Genomic DNA, 15,044 nt, shown 5'->3' with positions numbered 1-15,044 from the left:
ATCGACCAGCATGATCGCGCGCTTGAGCACCTGGCGACCGCGGAGGTAATCGTTGATCAGGAAGCGCCAGCGCTTGACCATGTCCTTGGGCGCCTCGGCGAAGCCGTAGCCGGGCATGTCGACGAGGCGGATCTGGACCGGCTGGCCGACGTCGAAGAAGTTGAGTTCCTGCGTGCGGCCGGGGGTGTTGGAGGTGCGGGCAAGCTTGTGGCGATTGGTCAGCGCGTTGAGCAGCGACGACTTGCCGACGTTCGATCGCCCGGCGAAGGCGATCTCGGGGAAGGTCGGGTCGGGGAGGTGCTGGAGCCCGGGCGCGGACTTGAGGAACTCGATCGGCCCGGCGAAGAGTTTTCGCGCGGTTTCGGTGAGGTCGTGCTCGCTCATCGCTTGGCCGGTTTCGCGTCGACGATCGCCGTGCTCGCCTCGACCGGGTGCATCTTGTTGAACCACGTCTGCTGCGCGAGCGTGAGCAAATTGTTCATCACATAATAGAGCTGCAGCCCGGCCGCGAACGGGGCGAAGACGAAGATCATGAACCACGGCATCAGCGTCATGATCTGCTGCTGGGTCGGGTCGACGCCGACCATCGGGTTCATCTTGATCGTCAGCCACTGGGTGAAGCCGACCAGGATCGGCAGCACGCCGATGGCGAGTAGGGCGGGCGGGCTGAAGTGGAGGAAGCCGAACAGGTTGACCGGGGTCAGGGGATCGGGCGCGGAAAGATCCTTGACCCACAGGAAGAACGGCTGGTGGCGCATTTCGACCGATACCATCAGCACCTTGTACAGCGCGTAGAACACCGGAATCTGGAGGAAGATCGGCAGGCAGCCGGCGGCTGGATTGACCTTTTCCTCCTTGTAGAGCTTCATCATTTCCTGCTGCTGGCGCGGTTTGTCGTCCTTCCAGCGCGCCTGCAGCGCCTTCAGCTTGGGCTGGACGCGGCGCATGGCGAGAGTCGACTTGAACTGGCGATTGGCGATCGGGAACATGATCGCGCGAACGACGCAAGTCAGCAGGATGATCGCGACGCCGAAGTTGCCGGTCATCGCGAACAGCCAGCGCAGCAGATTGAACAATGGCCGCATGAACCATTCGAACCAGCCCCAGTCGATCGACTTGCTGAGCTTGGCGATGCCCTCGTCCTCATAGCGGTCGAGCGCGGCTTTCTCCTTGGCGCCGGCGAACAGGCGGACCTGGGTCGTGGCGGCCTGGCCGGGGGCGATCTGTTCGGGCGCGGCGGCGTAGTCCGCCTGGTAACCGCCGGTCGGGGTGCGGCGGAATCCGGGGGTGACTTCGCCGCTCGGGGCCAGTGCGGCGAGCCAATATTTGTCGGTGAAGCCGACCCAGCCGGTACCACCCTCACCAGTCGTGCCGGCAGCACCGGCCTCGTTGAGTGTTTCCCACTTGGTCGAGTAGTTCGCCTTGCCGTCGATCACGCTGATCGGGCCGACATGAGCGGTCCAGGTCGAGGGATCGTGCGACTGGTTGGCGCGGCTGGCGAAGCCGTAGGGGCGGACGGTGACGCGCGTGGCGGCGCCGTTCACGACGCGCTGCTGAATGGTGAAGAGGTAGCTGTCGTCGACGGCGATGACCTGCTCGAAGCGCTGGCCGGTAGGGTTGGTCCAGCTCAGCGTGACCGGCTTGCCCGGCTGGAGTAGGCGCGAGCTAGCCTGCCAGACAGTATCAGGGCCAGGGACGGCGATGCCATCGGCGGTCCAGCCGGCACCGGCGAAGTATGCGCCGGGCGCACCGGCGGGGGAGAAGAGGCGGACGGGGGCGGACTTGGCGTCGATCGTCTCGCGCTGCCTGACCAGCCGCAGATCGTCGATCCGCGCACCCTTGAGGTTTATCGAGCCGAAGAGGCTGGGCGTGTCGACCTTGATGCGCGGGGTCGAGGCGATGACGTCGGATCGAACGCCGAGCGCGCCCAGCGAAGCAGCACCGGTCGCGGGCGCGCCACCGGGGCCGGCCGGGGGCTGTGCGGTCGGGATCGCCTTGCCATCGCGGACCTGCACCGTCTGCGGCGTAGCGGTCGGCAGAACCTTGGGACCAAGCAGGCTCCACCCGATCAGCACGAACGCGCTGAGGATGATCGCCAGGATCATGTTGCGATTATCGTCGGTCAACGTGCGTCCTTCAGGGTACGGGATCGGGGCCCATGCCGCCCCACGGGTGGCAACGGAAGATGCGTTTCAGCGCCAGCCAACCGCCGCGCGCCGCGCCATAGCGCCGAAGTGCGGTGATCGCATAGGCCGAACAGCTCGGTTGATAGCGGCACGACGGGGGCAGGACGCGCGACGGGCCGAGCTGCCAGCCGCGCGCGAGGAGGATGAGGGTCCTGGCGATCATCGCGCGGCCTTTTGCAAGGCCCGCTGAAGTTCGTCGGACAAGGCACTGAATTCACGCTCGATCCCGCCGGCGCGACCGATCAGAACATGGTCGGCACCGGCAATGCCGCGCACCGGGAGGTGTTCGCGAGCGAGTGCGCGGAAGCGGCGCTTCATGCGATTACGGACGACGGCGTTGCCGATCTTCTTGGTCACGGTGAAGCCGACACGCATGGCGGGGTCGCCGTCATCGCGTCGCCGGACCTGGAGCACGAAGCCGGGCATGGGAAAGCGCTGGCCGCGATTGGCGGCGAGGAAGTCCGAACGCTTGGTAAGTATGGAAACTAGGCGCTGAGCTTCTTGCGGCCGCGAGCGCGGCGCGCATTGAGGATCTTGCGCCCGCCCACCGTCGCCGACCGGTGACGGAACCCGTGCCGACGCGCGCGGACGAGATTGCTGGGCTGAAAAGTGCGCTTCATCGCTCATGCCTTCGGAAATCAAATAAAAATGGCGGCCGGAAAGGCGACCGCCTGTCGTCGGGCCGTTACGGGCAGGGGCGGGCAAAGTCAATCGCCGAGCGAGGTCGGCTCGGCGGTTTCCGCCTTCAATCGCTCCTCGCGCCGCTTCGGGCTCTGGCGGCGCAGGCCCCAGTCGGCCCAGCGACCGACCTTGGGCTGTTAGCGCTAGAAGCGGACATAGTTGCGCTTGGCCCACAAGCTGGTCTTGAGCACCAGCGCGAGGCCCGCGGCGAAGACGAAAATCCCGCCTGGGCCGGGGATAACCCCGGCCACCGGCGACAGGATGATCAGCACCGCCCCAAGCACGAACAGCAGGATCTCGACCAGCGGCTTGTTGAAAAACGCCCGTAAGGAATCGCGTGCCGGCATGACCGACCATGTGGTGCGATGCGGACCGGGCCGCAAGCCTTGCGCGCGCGCCGCGCGCCGCCTAGCCTTGGCCGGCCGAGACAGGGGGACCATTGCCATTGCGGAATGACGGTGCGGATCGCGAGGCCTGCTGATGGTCGCGATCGTGTCCACCGTCGCATATCTCGGCCTCGAAGCGCGTTCCGTCGATGTCCAGGTCCAGCTGTTGCCGGGCCTGCCGCATTTCGCCGTCGTCGGGCTGGCCGACAAGGCAGTCGCCGAAAGCCGCGAGCGGGTGCGCGGGGCTATTGCCGCGATGGGGCTGGCGATCCCGCCGAAGCGGATTGTCGCCAACCTGTCGCCAGCCGATTTGCCCAAGGAGGGGTCGCATTTCGACCTCCCAATCGCGCTGGCGCTGCTCGCCGCGATCGGCGTGGTCGATGCCGAAATGCTGAGCCATTATATCGTCGTCGGCGAATTGGGGCTGGACGGGCGGATCGCGCCGTCGGCGGGGGTGCTGCTCGCGGCGCTCCATGCATCGGCCGAGGGCAAGGGGCTGATCTGCCCCGCTGCGCAAGGATCGGAGGCGGCGTGGGCGGGTGATGTTGAGGTGCTCGCCGCGCCCGATCTCCTGTCGTTGCTGGCGCATCTGCGTGGATCGACGCTGCTGCCCGCACCGGTGCCGGGCGAGGCGGAGGAGCCCGGGCGGGGGCCGGACCTGGCTCAGGTCAAGGGGCAAGAGACCGCCAAGCGTGCGCTCGAGATCGCCGCAGCGGGGGCGCATAATCTGCTGATGATCGGGCCACCGGGGGCGGGCAAGTCGCTGCTCGCCGCCTGTCTGCCGGGGATATTGCCGCCGCTCGGGCCGAGCGAGGCGCTCGACGTGTCAATGATCGCGAGCGTCGCGGGCTGCCTGCCCGGCGGCCGGCTGATCCGCACCCGCCCGTTCCGCGCGCCGCACCACAGCGCGTCGATGCCGGCGCTGGTCGGCGGCGGGTTGAAGGTCAAGCCGGGCGAGATCAGCCTGGCGCATCTCGGCGTGCTGTTCCTCGACGAACTGCCCGAGTTCCAGCGCCCGGTGCTCGATTCGCTGCGTCAGCCGCTCGAGACGGGGACGGTGGTGGTGGCGCGGGCGAACACGCATGTGACCTTCCCGGCGCGGGTCCAGCTGATTGCGGCGATGAACCCATGCCGCTGTGGCCATCTCGGCGATCCGGCGCTGGCGTGCAGTCGCGCACCGCGCTGTGCCGCCGATTACCAGGCGCGGGTGTCTGGGCCGATGCTCGACCGCATCGACCTCCACGTCGACGTGCAGGGGGTCAGCGCCGCCGATCTCACCCTGCCGCCGCCTGCCGAGGGCAGTGCGGCGGTGGCGGTACGGGTGGCGGCGGCGCGGGCGGTGCAGGCGGCGCGCTATGCCGACGACGGGGTGCGGACCAATGCCGAGGCCGATGGCGCGGTGCTGGAGCGGGTGGCGACGCCGGACGAGCCGGGACGGGCGTTGCTGGCGAGCGCGGCGGCGGCGATGCGGCTGTCGGCGCGAAGCTATCACCGAATGCTGAAGGTGGCGCGGACGATCGCCGACCTGGCCGGGGCGGAGACGGTCGGGCGGATCCATGTTGCCGAGGCGCTGAGCTATCGCCGGCAGGCGCCACGCAATTGACGAGATGCGTTGACTATCCGTTAGGAATCGCTGGCTAAACATGATCGCTGGTTAGTTTTCAGGGGGCAAATCATGACGTTGCTGGATCAGGCGTTGGTGCCGCTGAAGAAATATGCCGACTTTTCCGGGCGGGCGTCGCGCGGGGAGTTTTGGACCTTTTTCTTCTTCGTCATGCTGCTTCAGGCGTTCGCGCGGGTGTTAGACGCCATGTTCGGGCGCGGCGGCTTCATGCCGGGGCCGACTGCCGGGCTGGCCGGGCTGCTGCTGATCGTGCCGCAAATGGCGGTGGCGGTGCGACGGCTGCACGACGTTAACGGCAGCGGGCGCGAGCTGATCGTGCCGATGGTGATGCTGTTCGCGGCGCCGCTGGTGGTGATGTTCGGCAGTTTTCTCGGGCGGATCGTGGCGCTCGGCTACACCGGCCTGCTGATGCTGATGTTCGCCCAGCTGGTACTGATGCTGATCCGCCAGGGCAGCTCGATCCCCAACCGCTACGGTGCCGCGCCGACGGCATTCACATTCGGCGTCTGACGGTTGATCATGGGCGCAGGCTTCGCTAGTCGAGGCCGTGCCTGGCCCCGTGGCGGAATGGTAGACTCGTGGCACGCAAAATGTTGAGAATGTTGGAGTATTGAGATCTGTTGCGTTCATATTTGCGCGCAAAAACAACTACTTAGAAATTGATCCTTTGCCACTCGATGTAGACGCGCCGAACTTCGTATAAATCAAAATTGAGCGCGGCTAAGAGGTCGTAGTTGATGTGCGGGCGTGGTGGAATTGGTAGACGCGCTGGATTCAAAATCCAGTTCCGCAAGGAGTGTGGGTTCGATTCCCACCGCCCGCACCATCGAGCAGAGAGGATATTTCGCAATCCGTGCCGTTGTCGATGACTTCACGCGTGAGAACTTCGCGCTGGCCGTCGATACGTCGCCGTCGGGCGCTCGTGTTGCTTGCGAGCTCGATGCCATTATCGCGGTCCGCGGCAAGCCGCTGATGATCGTCAGCCACAATGGCACCGAGCTGACCAGCTTGGCGATCTTGCGCTGGGCGCAGAACCGGCAGATCGAATGGTACTACATCGCGCCAGGGAAACCGCAGCAGAACGCTTGTCAGAGAGCTTTTAACGGGCGCTTGCGCGATGCGTGCCTGAACGAGACGCTGTTCGCCTCTCTGAGCGAAGCCCGGTACGGGCTGCGCAGCTGGCGCGATGGCTACAACCACGTGCGGCCGCATAACTGAATAGGCGGGCTGACGTCCGCCGATGCTGCCAGGCGGGCTGCGCAACCCTGCGCGCCGCAATCGCGGGCCTGCGGCAACGCTCTTCAAGGCAATCACGGTGAAATGGGCAAATCCCTGCTAATACGTCACCTGACCACGCGCCGGACGCGGACATGTCCGATCACGGGCTGATGCGCACCGTGCAGCGGCTTGCCGTCAATCACGATCCCGCCGGCGATTCCGGTGCCGATCATCAGATAAATAGGCACTCCGAAGTCGATTGATGCGCCCGACTGCCTTCGGCGAGCACCGCCGGCGACGTCGGTGTCCAAGTCAACGGGCAGGCCAAGCCCGCCGCCGAACGTTCCGACGACACAGCGCCCAACCAGCCGGACTTGGGCGTAGCGGGGATCCGGCCGAACTCGGCACCCTCGGTCCTAACAGAGCGGATTGAGGCTGGCGTTGCCGAGTGCTTTGAACTCCTGTTCGATTTACTCTCGTGTGAGCCAAATCTCGACCCGGCGACGCGCCGCTCGCTCATGCCAGGCTCGCCTGCTCGCCATCGAGCATCAGGTGCAGCACCGGCGCCGGCGTCCCCCCAAAATGGCGGCGTGCAACAACGGGGTCGGACGGTTCGGCGATCAGGCCGGGGCGATCGATGAAGCTGATTATGCTGAGATCGCCAAGCACTAGCCAACTATACGCCTGGATTGGTTGATCGGCGGGGTTGGCGAAGACCAGTCCCGATCCGTTGAGTGGTCGCCACGACCCCGCGAACCTATCCGACACCATTCCGTACAATCCGTTTGGGCCGCTTGGGCCGTTTGCGGCGAAGACCTTTCGCTGCGTCGACCAAAAACAATAATATCGATTCCGGTGATGTACGACATGGGGGCGTTCAAGTTCATTGTTTAGTCTTTCGGCGGAGATCAGCGGATCGGCGAGGCACCAATGTTCCTCTTCACGCCGCGCCACACCAACCACGCCGTTCCATGGCGAAACCGATGCGGCGAGCGACGCCGCAAATAGAAGATATTCCTGTCCGTCAGCAGGATCGCAAAACCAGGCCGGGTCGCGGAACGCCTTGATGGTCCCGATTGCGCCGCCGCCGGTCATGTCGGTGGCATAGACGCGCCCGTCGGCGGCGACTGATTCCGCCGGATTCGACCACAGACCGAGACGCGGAGTGCCGTCGGTGACGGCCAGGCTCGCGCTCGTCTCGAACAATCGCTGATCGAAGCTTGTACTCGTCTCGCCGCGCTGGCCTGCGGCGGTAAAATAAAGCGTGACCTGCTCATGGCTCTCGTCGACGTTTGCCGAGCCCGACCATTCGCGGCTTCCGGGGCTGAATCCGTTGGGCAAGAGATTGCCGAGATCCCGCCATCGTCCGTCGCACTCGTGCATCAGTCGGATCCGGGCGATCGCGTGCCGTACTTCGGGATCGCCGACTACCGGCGCGCAGAGCAGCATTTGAAGGGTGCCCCCGGCAATCGACGCCGTGCGTCCGTCCCGCTCCTGTACTGGCCAATAGTCCCACAGGTCGAAGCCTGGCAGGATCGGCCGCACGCTTGCGCGATCGATTGCCGGGGCAGTGGCGATTGGCGCGGCGGTGATGCGGGCGACAGCCTCCCCGGTCCACTTACTCGTCATGATGATGCTCTTCGTTCCAAAGGCTTGCCCCGGGCGCACCGACATGGCGTGCCCGGGGGTCAGCTTCAGAAGTCGAACTTCAGTGAGGCCGAGATCGTCCGTCCGTTGATCGAGCGAGCGCGGACGATGCCGTTGCCCGGGATCGATCCTTCTTCGGCCTCGGTGAAGCCCCTGACGTTGAAGAGGTTGTTGGCATTGACCGACAGTTGCACCCGCTCGATGGGCCGCACCGCGACGAAGGCGTTGACCTGCGTAAACGCTGGCAGCTTCAGCTGATTGCTGTCCTGGGTAAAGCTCGACGTCGTGCCGATTGCGCTGGCGCCGACGCTGAACCGGCCGGTCGTATATTCGGGGGCAACGCGCCAGATGAACTCGGCCTGTCGACGCGGCCGGTGGCCGATCACCGACCGATCGTTCGAGGCGATTATCTTAGCGTTGGTGTAGGTGCCATTGGCCGACAAGCTGAACCCGCCGGTACGGTAGCTGCCTTCGAGTTCTACCCCATAGGCGCGGTAAGTGTTTGAGAAGGAACGCTGCGTCGTCGCTTCGTAATTCTGCTCCTGGGTCTTGGCGTGGAACGCCGTTGCATAGAGCGCTAGGCCGCGCGCCTGATACTTGACCCCGGCTTCGGCCTGGCGAACGAAGTCGACCGCCCGGGCACCGGGCAGCAGTGCGCCCGTCGTCGGGCTGGTGTTGCCCCCGAAGACGAAACGATCGGCATTGGCGCGACCGCCACGGCTGTAGCGCGCGAACAGCGACAGGTCGGAAGCAAGGCGGTAGTTAGCACCGGCCGAGTAGGACAGGTATTTGTAGTTGTAATTGACCGGACGAGTCGCATTCAGCGGCATCACCGTGGTCTTGGTCTCGGGCACCGAGATCGTGCCGTTACCATCGACATCCGTCGGCACCACCGGTCCGTCACCCAATACGAAGCCGCGCGCCCGACCGAAATCGTAGCGCAGGCTTCCGTCGAGCGTCAGTCCGCCGGTGTTGAAGCTCAACGACGCGAACGGTGCGCTGGTGTCGAAATCGAGGTTGTACGAGCGACGGCAGCAATTGCCGAAGAAGGATGCGCCATAAGCGATCAGCCCGGTATCGGTCTGCGACACGCCAGCCGCATTGCGCACGTTGATCAGCGCGGCATTGTCGCCCCTGGCCTCGAGCAAATAGGATGACCAGGTCCAATCCATATCGATCTTCTGGCGCGATTTGTAGAGGCCGAGCGCCAGATCGAGCTTGCCCCCGCCCATGTCGAAGCGGTGGTTGAGGCGAAGGTCGTTGGTGACATTGTCGAGGCTGTTGAGCTTGGTGTTGAACAGGACGATGCCGATCGCATTGGTCGTCGTCGGATTGGCAATGAGCTGCCCGGCGCGCGGGCCGTTGGCGTAAGTCGCGACCGAACCCGCGCCGCCAATGCCGTTGGCGAGGTTCTGGACCGTGTCGGTCGTCGCCGGGAAGGGCGAATTGAAGCGGCCGTGGATGTTGGCATAGCGGAACTTGTCATTGACGATCCAACCATCAGCGATCTCGAACTGGCCTTCAAAACCGATTGCCTTGACGATCGGGTGCATGCCGTCGCGAATGTCGTCGGTTTCGCGGTTGTTGTGTCCGTCGAGTGTTACCGCCTGGGTAAAATAGATCGAATGGATCGTGTCATTGTTGGGGCTGAGGCCGGAAAGCGCTTCATAATGCGGGTCGCCGTTCGATCCGGTCACGCGCACCGGGCTCGGCAGATAGGCGATCGCCCGGTCGTCGAGATATTTGAAATTGAGGCGGAAGAAGCCCTTCTCGAACGACTTCGTAAGGTTGCCCTTGATCTGGCCGCCCTTGTTGCCGTCATAGCCGGCGCGGCGCGGACCCTCGCCGACGCGGTAGAAGCCGCCGACGTTGAAGGTCAGCGAATCCGACAGATGCCCGCCATAATTGACGTCAAGGCGATGCTCGCCATAGTCGAGTCCGAGCGTCGCCATGATCGAGCCGCCGTCGACCGTGCCCGTCTTCGAAATGGTATTGATCACACCGCCCGGCGAGTTCGATGCGAAGGTCGACGCCGAGCCACCGCGAACGGCTTCGACCCGCGCGACGGTGGAGTCGGCGCGCAGGAAAATGTCGGCATTGCCAAAAGCGATGTCGCCAAATTCGAGGATCGGCAGCCCGTCTTCCTGGAGCTGGAGGAACTTGGCACCACCAGTCGAAATCGGGATACCGCGCGACTGGATATTGGCATTGCCTTCGCCGCCCGACGACTCGGAGCGGATGCCGGGCAGGCTGCGGAACAATTCGGCGGCCGAGCGCGGCGCGGCGCTGGCGATGGCATCGGCATTGAGCGAACTGACCGAGACCGAGCTGTCGAGGCGATTCTGACCCCGGGCGACGGCGGTGACGACAATCTCATCCTTCGCGACCTCTTCGACGACTGCCGGCGCGTTGGCGGGGGCGTCAGATGGCACAGGTTGCTGCGCAACAGCCGGTGTCGCCAGCGTCAGCGCGGTCGTTGCCAATAAAAAGATGCGGCCGTTCAACATGTCATTCTCCCCCGTAAATCAGCCGCTCTACGGCTTGTGAACTTCCGTCATATCGTTTCCGCAAACGTTTGCAAGCCTTATTTGCAATCGTTTGCGTGTTCGGATAAGCCGTGCTTTATGGCAGCGTCAGTCTGTCGGGAGAGCGTTGCCATGATCATTGGCTCAGATAAGCCGCGCCTGTCGGTTGCACGTATCCTGCAGATGAATCTCGGCTTCCTCGGCCTCCAGTTCAGCTTCGGGCTCCAGCAAAGCAATATGGGCCCGATCTACAGCTATCTCGGCGCCGACGAGGGAGCGATGCCGTTGCTGTGGCTGGCGGGCCCCATGACCGGGCTGATCATCCAGCCGCTGATCGGATCGATGAGCGACCGCACGCGCACCCGGCTCGGTCGCCGAACGCCCTATTTCCTGATCGGTGCAATCCTCTGCAGCCTAAGCCTGCTGGCAATGCCCTACAGCCGCACACTATGGATGGCAGCGAGCCTGCTGTGGGTGCTCGACGCCGCCAATAATGTTACGATGGAGCCCTATCGCGCCTATGTCAGCGATCGGCTCGGCCCAGATCAGCGGCCGTTTGGCTTCCTTACTCAAAGCGCGTTCACCGGGCTGGCCCAGACCTTGTCCTACCTCGCTCCGTCGCTGCTCGTGTGGTGGGGGATCAACAAGGATCTACTCGACGGCAACGGCATCCCCGAAATCACCCGGATCAGCTTCCTGATCGGCGCCTTCCTGTCGATCGCGACCATCCTATGGTCGGTTGTGCGCGTGCCCGAACTGCCACTGACTCCGCAAGAGGACGCCGCGATGGCGGCCGATCCGCTGTCGTTTCGTTCGACCATTACCGGGTTGGCCGACGCGATACGCGACATGCCCCCTGTCATGCGCCAGCTGGCAGTCGCGATGCTGTTTCAGTGGTTCGGCATGTTTTGCTATTGGCAGTATGTCGTACTGGCGCTCGCCCGCAACGTTCAGGGGACGAGCGACCCCGCGAGCACGGGCTTTCGCGATGCGAGCCTGCTTAACGGCCAACTCGGTGCCTTCTACAATGCTATCGCCTGTATTTCGGCGTTCGCAATGATCCCACTTGCACGTCGCTTTGGGGCCAAGCCGATCCATGCCATCGCAATGATCGCGTCGAGTGCGGCGATGGTCACAATTGCCTTCACCGGGTCGATTTCACTGCTCGTAATCGCGATGGTTGGAATTGGTATCGGCTGGGGCAGCCTGATGGGCAATCCCTACCTGATGCTCGCCAACGCCATTCCACCTGAGCGCACCGGAGTTTACATGGGCATCTTCAACATGTTCATCGTCATTCCGATGATGGTCGAAATCCTGTTCGTATGGCTTGCCTATCGTCCGCTGCTGGGCGGCGACCCGCGTCACGTACTGATGCTTGGCGGGGCGATGATGCTGGCGGCAGCGGTGGCGACGCTTATGGTTCGCACAGCGCGCGCTGATCTCTCCGCCTAAGCCGAGCTACGCAAGATCAGCTCGGGTGCCATCGTCACCGACTCAACTTCTGCGCCCTCCATCCGGCGGAACAACAGGTCGATCATCATTTCGGCACCCAGCCCGACATTCTGGCGGATAGTGGTCAGCGGCGGCGTGGTATGAGTTGCGATCAGCACGTCGTCATAGCCGATCACGCCGACATCCTGGGGTACTCGTTTGCCGCGTTCGGCCAGAGCACGAAGCGCGCTCATCGCGATGACGTCCGACGCCGCGACGATCCCGTCGGGAGAAGGGTGGCCAACTAGATATTCTTCGATCGCGCTGTAAGAGGATTCGCTGGTTAGATGCATCGGCAGCAGCGTTCCCTCGAGATGCCCCGCCGCCGCCAATGCCTGCTGAAATCCGGCGAAACGCGCCGCGAATTCGGGCACTTCGACATTGCCAAAGAAGCCGAGTCGCTTGCGTCCCTGCGCGAGGAGATGCTCGGCGGCGAGCCGTCCGCCGGCGAAATTGTCCGACCCGACCGTGACCTGTGCCTTACCCGGTAGCTCGGCTCCCCACACGATCATCGGGCGATAGCGCCGGGCGACTCGCTCGATGACCTCGACTTGGTCGGACTGGCCGATAATGACCACCCCGTCGACCCGTCCCGCATCGACGATTTGGTCAAGCCACCGGTCATCAGTCGGAATCACTCGTGACAGCAGCAAATCATGCTTGCGGTGGGCGATCGCGTCGGCGAGCGGTCCGAGCAGACTCATGAAGAAGGGATCGGACAAATTCTGCTCGGCCTCATGACCGAGTGGGAGGATCACTCCGATCGCTCCCGTCCGCTTTAGTCTGAGGTTGCGCGCTGCCTGGTTGACCTGAAAGCCGTGCTCGCGGGCTAACGCGACGATCCGCGTCCGGGTCGCCTCTGCAATGACCGGGTTGCCCGCAAGCGAACGCGACACGGTAGCCACCGACACCCCGGCAATCTGAGCGAGTTCGGCAAGGGTAGAGGCGCTGGGTGCTTTCATCCAGCCTTAGTGTCATTTTGCTTGAGAAAACACCAACCGCCTTTTTGAGGGAGCTCTCGATCTGTCGTCGGCAGTGCGACGATTCAAGCCCGCTTGACAGACCCACAGCCAACGCGCAGGAAGTCGATGTCTAATTGTAGGACCATATGTCCGGTAAAAGTGGATAGGGGAGGGTGCAGCGTGCGATACATTGTGGGTGTCGATATCGGCGGTACGTTCACCGACTGCGTCGCGATCAAGACGTCGCAGAACGGAGAGTCGCCGGTCGTCAAGATCGGCAAGTCATCGTCGACACCTCCCGATTTTCAGACCGGTTTCATCGCCTCGCTTCGGACCACGGCCGAGATGCACGGCGTCGCGCTCGACGAGATGCTGGCGAACGCCAGGTTTATCACGGCTGCACGGTCGGCACGAATGCCCTGGTGGAGCACAAGACAGCGCGCGTCGGCCTGCTGGCGACCCGCGGCCATACCGATACGGTGTTCATCATGAAGGCCGGCAACCGCCTGAAATTCATGCCGGCGAACTATATCGCCCACGTCGCCAAGCAGACGAAACCGGAGCCGCTCGTACCTAAGTCGCTGTGCGAAGGGATCGATGAGCGGATTGCCTTCGATGGACGGGTATTCGCGGCGCTGAACGAAGACACGGCGCGCGATGCCATCCGGAGAATGGTTGATCAAGGCGTCGAAGCGGTGGCCATTTCGCTGCTCTGGTCGACTGCTAACGACGCTCACGAGAAAAGATTGCGCGAATTGGTGCATGAAATCGCGCCAGACCTCTTCGTGTCGATTTCGTCGGAGGTTAGCCCCCGGGTCGGCGAATATGAGCGCACGATCGCCACAATCGTCAATGCCTTGATCGGACCACCGATGCGCCTCTATCTCGAGGCACTCGACGTTGATCTAAAGAAATTCGGATACACGCGGTCGCTGCAAATCATGTCCTGCGCCGGCGGACTGATCGATTCAGAATATGCCGCCGAAGTGCCGGTCCTGACCGTCGGGTCCGGCCCCGTCGCCGGCCTAATCGGAGCCGCCAGCCTCGCCAACGCCGCTGCGGTGGGCGGTAGCCGCAACGTGATCACCGCCGACGTTGGCGGGACGACGCTCGACATCGGGACCATCTTTGACGGCACGCCGGTTCGCCGGCCGACGGCAAGCTATGGCCAATATGAATATTTTGTCCCGACGCTCGACGTCCGGTCGGTTGGTGCCGGTGGCGGCAGCATTATCAGGACCGAAGGTGCCGCGATGAAAGTCGGACCGCATAGCGCGGGTGCCCGGCCGGGCCCGGTCTGCTTCGGCCGGGGCGGCGAGGAACCCACGGTTACCGATGCGGCGGTGGTGCTCGGCTTTCTCGATCCGGCCTATTTCTTCGGCGGGAAGATCGCGCTCGACGTCGCGGGCGCTGCCGCCGCGCTTGCGCGAGTCGGCGCACCGCTTGGGCTCGATGCCAGGCAGACCGCCGCCGCGGCGCTCCAGATTATCGACAGCCAGATGGCCGACTCGATCTGGTTGACCCTGACGCAGCAAGGCCATGACCCGCGCGACTTCTCGCTTTACGGCTTCGGCGGCGCGGGCGGGTTGCACGCCGCCGCGATTGCGCGCGAACTCGGCGTGCGCTCGGTCGTCGTGCCGATGAGCAACCTTGCCGCCGGCTGGTCCGCCTTCGGTATTTCGGCGTCCGAAGCGCTTGTCACAGAGCAGACGGCCATGAGCCTCTCCAGTCCTTTCGACCCCGAGGAGATCAACCGGCGCTGGCCGATTCTGGAAGCGCGCGTGATCGAAAAACTCGCCAAGCAAGGCGTCCCGGTCGACGCTATCCAGTTCCGCCGCTTCGCGGAGCTGCGTTATCAGCTGCAGATCAATCAGGTCGCCGTGACGGCCGCGGATGGCGTATATGATGCCGCCGCCGTCAAAGGCCTCGTGGCAACGTTTGAACGCGAATATGAGCGCCTTTACGGCAAGGGCAGCGGTTTCGCCGGTGCTGGCTTCGGGCTCACGGGCCTCCAGGTCCATGGAGCGGCCAAGCTATCGGAGTTTCGCGTCGGCGATCTCGTCCAGCAGGACGTGAAAATTGCGCACAAGGCCGTTGAGAAATCGCGCGAAATTATTTGGTACGGGCACGGCGGTGATGCCGAGACGACGGCAATTTACGATGGTGCGCTGCTCGGGGTGGGCTTTACGGTGTCGGGGCCGGCTATTCTCGAGTATCCGGATACGACCGTGGTCATTCCGCATGGCTGCACGGCCCGGATTGATCCGACCGGCAGCGTCGTCATCGACCTCCATGCAAGCGCCTGAGGGAATTGGACATGC

Annotated in this window: 15 protein-coding genes, 1 tRNA gene and 2 pseudogenes; 8 read left to right on the top strand and 10 right to left on the bottom strand. The window is 63.8% G+C overall.

The features are described 5' to 3' along the window. From yihA to RMN84_RS06085, 6 genes are all read right to left on the bottom strand, one after another. The coding region (yihA, locus tag RMN84_RS06110) for a ribosome biogenesis GTP-binding protein YihA/YsxC (RefSeq protein WP_309611301.1) at nucleotides 1–384 on the bottom strand (384 nt) is incomplete at its 3' end. After that, entirely contained in the window at nucleotides 381–2,126 is a 1,746-nt protein-coding gene (gene yidC, locus RMN84_RS06105; RefSeq protein WP_309611300.1) for a membrane protein insertase YidC, read from the bottom strand. The genes yihA and yidC, both read right to left, overlap by 4 nt. Before the next feature lie 10 nt (nucleotides 2,127–2,136). Then, nucleotides 2,137–2,349 (bottom strand): membrane protein insertion efficiency factor YidD, encoded by a 213-nt coding sequence (gene yidD / locus RMN84_RS06100; RefSeq protein ID WP_309611299.1) that lies wholly within the window; start codon nucleotides 2,347–2,349, stop codon nucleotides 2,137–2,139. Beyond that, nucleotides 2,346–2,612 (bottom strand): ribonuclease P protein component, encoded by a 267-nt coding sequence (rnpA, locus tag RMN84_RS06095; protein ID WP_405051450.1) that lies wholly within the window; start codon nucleotides 2,610–2,612, stop codon nucleotides 2,346–2,348. The genes yidD and rnpA overlap by 4 nt, the downstream gene beginning before the upstream one ends. A 59-nt stretch (nucleotides 2,613–2,671) precedes the next feature. Beyond that, entirely contained in the window at nucleotides 2,672–2,806 is a 135-nt protein-coding gene (gene rpmH, locus RMN84_RS06090) for a 50S ribosomal protein L34 (RefSeq protein WP_309611298.1), read from the bottom strand. A gap of 204 nt (nucleotides 2,807–3,010) precedes the next feature. Continuing rightward, on the bottom strand, nucleotides 3,011–3,214 hold the full coding sequence (locus RMN84_RS06085) for a hypothetical protein (RefSeq protein ID WP_309611297.1): 204 nt from the start codon (nucleotides 3,212–3,214) through the stop codon (nucleotides 3,011–3,013). 133 nt (nucleotides 3,215–3,347) lie between these two features. On the opposite strand from RMN84_RS06085, the gene RMN84_RS06080 reads away from it, so the two are divergent. The 4 genes and pseudogenes from RMN84_RS06080 to RMN84_RS06065 all read left to right on the top strand — a co-directional run. Further along, the gene (locus RMN84_RS06080; RefSeq protein ID WP_309611296.1) at nucleotides 3,348–4,856 is read left to right on the top strand and encodes a YifB family Mg chelatase-like AAA ATPase; all 1,509 of its coding nucleotides are present in this window, start codon (nucleotides 3,348–3,350) and stop codon (nucleotides 4,854–4,856) included. A gap of 72 nt (nucleotides 4,857–4,928) precedes the next feature. Continuing rightward, a complete protein-coding gene (locus RMN84_RS06075; RefSeq protein WP_309611295.1) occupies nucleotides 4,929–5,387 on the top strand; it encodes a DUF805 domain-containing protein in 459 nt (152 codons plus the stop codon). 231 nt (nucleotides 5,388–5,618) lie between these two features. After that, nucleotides 5,619–5,703: transfer RNA gene (locus RMN84_RS06070), tRNA-Leu, on the top strand. 17 nt (nucleotides 5,704–5,720) lie between these two features. Then, nucleotides 5,721–6,092, top strand: a pseudogene (locus tag RMN84_RS06065) (integrase core domain-containing protein); the annotation flags it as partial. Nucleotides 6,093–6,220: 128 nt separating this feature from the next. Here RMN84_RS06065 and RMN84_RS06060 read toward each other — a convergent pair. The 3 genes from RMN84_RS06060 to RMN84_RS06050 all read right to left on the bottom strand — a co-directional run bounded on the left by RMN84_RS06060 (nucleotide 6,221) and on the right by RMN84_RS06050 (nucleotide 10,249). Further along, nucleotides 6,221–6,418: an ROK family protein gene (locus RMN84_RS06060; protein WP_309611302.1), complete on the bottom strand. Its 198-nt coding sequence runs from the start codon at nucleotides 6,416–6,418 to the stop codon at nucleotides 6,221–6,223. Between the two features lie 193 nt (nucleotides 6,419–6,611). Further along, complete coding sequence (locus tag RMN84_RS06055) at nucleotides 6,612–7,724, bottom strand: glycoside hydrolase family 68 protein (protein WP_309611294.1); 1,113 nt, start codon at nucleotides 7,722–7,724, stop codon at nucleotides 6,612–6,614. A 65-nt stretch (nucleotides 7,725–7,789) separates the two neighbouring features. Beyond that, nucleotides 7,790–10,249: a TonB-dependent receptor gene (locus RMN84_RS06050; protein ID WP_309611293.1), complete on the bottom strand. Its 2,460-nt coding sequence runs from the start codon at nucleotides 10,247–10,249 to the stop codon at nucleotides 7,790–7,792. 150 nt (nucleotides 10,250–10,399) lie between these two features. Here RMN84_RS06050 and RMN84_RS06045 point away from each other — a divergent pair, with 150 nt between their 5' ends. Continuing rightward, complete coding sequence (locus tag RMN84_RS06045; RefSeq protein ID WP_309611292.1) at nucleotides 10,400–11,722, top strand: MFS transporter; 1,323 nt, start codon at nucleotides 10,400–10,402, stop codon at nucleotides 11,720–11,722. Here RMN84_RS06045 and RMN84_RS06040 read toward each other — a convergent pair. Then, nucleotides 11,719–12,723 carry a LacI family DNA-binding transcriptional regulator gene (locus tag RMN84_RS06040; RefSeq protein ID WP_309611291.1) on the bottom strand — a complete coding sequence of 335 codons (1,005 nt, stop codon included), beginning with the start codon at nucleotides 12,721–12,723 and terminating at the stop codon, nucleotides 11,719–11,721. The two genes, RMN84_RS06045 and RMN84_RS06040, sit on opposite strands and share 4 nt — an antisense overlap. Before the next feature lie 126 nt (nucleotides 12,724–12,849). Here RMN84_RS06040 and RMN84_RS12315 point away from each other — a divergent pair, with 126 nt between their 5' ends. The 3 genes and pseudogenes from RMN84_RS12315 (at nucleotide 12,850) to RMN84_RS12305 (ending at nucleotide 15,029) form a co-directional block, all read left to right on the top strand. Further along, nucleotides 12,850–13,215, top strand: coding sequence for a hydantoinase/oxoprolinase N-terminal domain-containing protein (locus RMN84_RS12315; protein WP_405051452.1), 366 nt, complete (start codon nucleotides 12,850–12,852; stop codon nucleotides 13,213–13,215). Next, nucleotides 13,116–14,402 (top strand): annotated as a pseudogene (locus tag RMN84_RS12310) (hydantoinase/oxoprolinase family protein); the annotation flags it as partial. The gene RMN84_RS12315 and the pseudogene RMN84_RS12310, both read left to right, overlap by 100 nt. Nucleotides 14,403–14,438: 36 nt before the next feature. Further along, the gene (locus RMN84_RS12305; RefSeq protein WP_405051451.1) at nucleotides 14,439–15,029 is read left to right on the top strand and encodes a hypothetical protein; all 591 of its coding nucleotides are present in this window, start codon (nucleotides 14,439–14,441) and stop codon (nucleotides 15,027–15,029) included. Nucleotides 15,030–15,044: the final 15 nt, after the last annotated feature.

The organism is Sphingomonas sp. (genome assembly GCF_031380695.1).
In the GTDB taxonomy this organism is placed as follows: Bacteria; Pseudomonadota; Alphaproteobacteria; order Sphingomonadales; family Sphingomonadaceae; genus Sphingomicrobium.
Note: the sequence above shows the minus strand (reverse complement) of the source record. Positions and strands in the feature narration are given on the sequence as shown.

Coding starts and splice junctions, on each gene's coding strand:
- yidD (WP_309611299.1), bottom strand. CDS start 2,349: ATGATCGCCAGGACCCTCATCCTCCTCGCGCGCGGCTGGCAGCTCGGC.
- RMN84_RS06045 (WP_309611292.1), top strand. CDS start 10,400: ATGATCATTGGCTCAGATAAGCCGCGCCTGTCGGTTGCACGTATCCTG.
- rpmH (WP_309611298.1), bottom strand. CDS start 2,806: ATGAAGCGCACTTTTCAGCCCAGCAATCTCGTCCGCGCGCGTCGGCAC.
- rnpA (WP_405051450.1), bottom strand. CDS start 2,612: ATGCCCGGCTTCGTGCTCCAGGTCCGGCGACGCGATGACGGCGACCCC.
- RMN84_RS12305 (WP_405051451.1), top strand. CDS start 14,439: ATGAGCCTCTCCAGTCCTTTCGACCCCGAGGAGATCAACCGGCGCTGG.
- RMN84_RS06085 (WP_309611297.1), bottom strand. CDS start 3,214: ATGCCGGCACGCGATTCCTTACGGGCGTTTTTCAACAAGCCGCTGGTC.
- RMN84_RS06055 (WP_309611294.1), bottom strand. CDS start 7,724: ATGACGAGTAAGTGGACCGGGGAGGCTGTCGCCCGCATCACCGCCGCG.
- RMN84_RS06075 (WP_309611295.1), top strand. CDS start 4,929: ATGACGTTGCTGGATCAGGCGTTGGTGCCGCTGAAGAAATATGCCGAC.
- RMN84_RS12315 (WP_405051452.1), top strand. CDS start 12,850: ATGTCTAATTGTAGGACCATATGTCCGGTAAAAGTGGATAGGGGAGGG.
- RMN84_RS06080 (WP_309611296.1), top strand. CDS start 3,348: ATGGTCGCGATCGTGTCCACCGTCGCATATCTCGGCCTCGAAGCGCGT.
- RMN84_RS06040 (WP_309611291.1), bottom strand. CDS start 12,723: ATGAAAGCACCCAGCGCCTCTACCCTTGCCGAACTCGCTCAGATTGCC.
- RMN84_RS06050 (WP_309611293.1), bottom strand. CDS start 10,249: ATGTTGAACGGCCGCATCTTTTTATTGGCAACGACCGCGCTGACGCTG.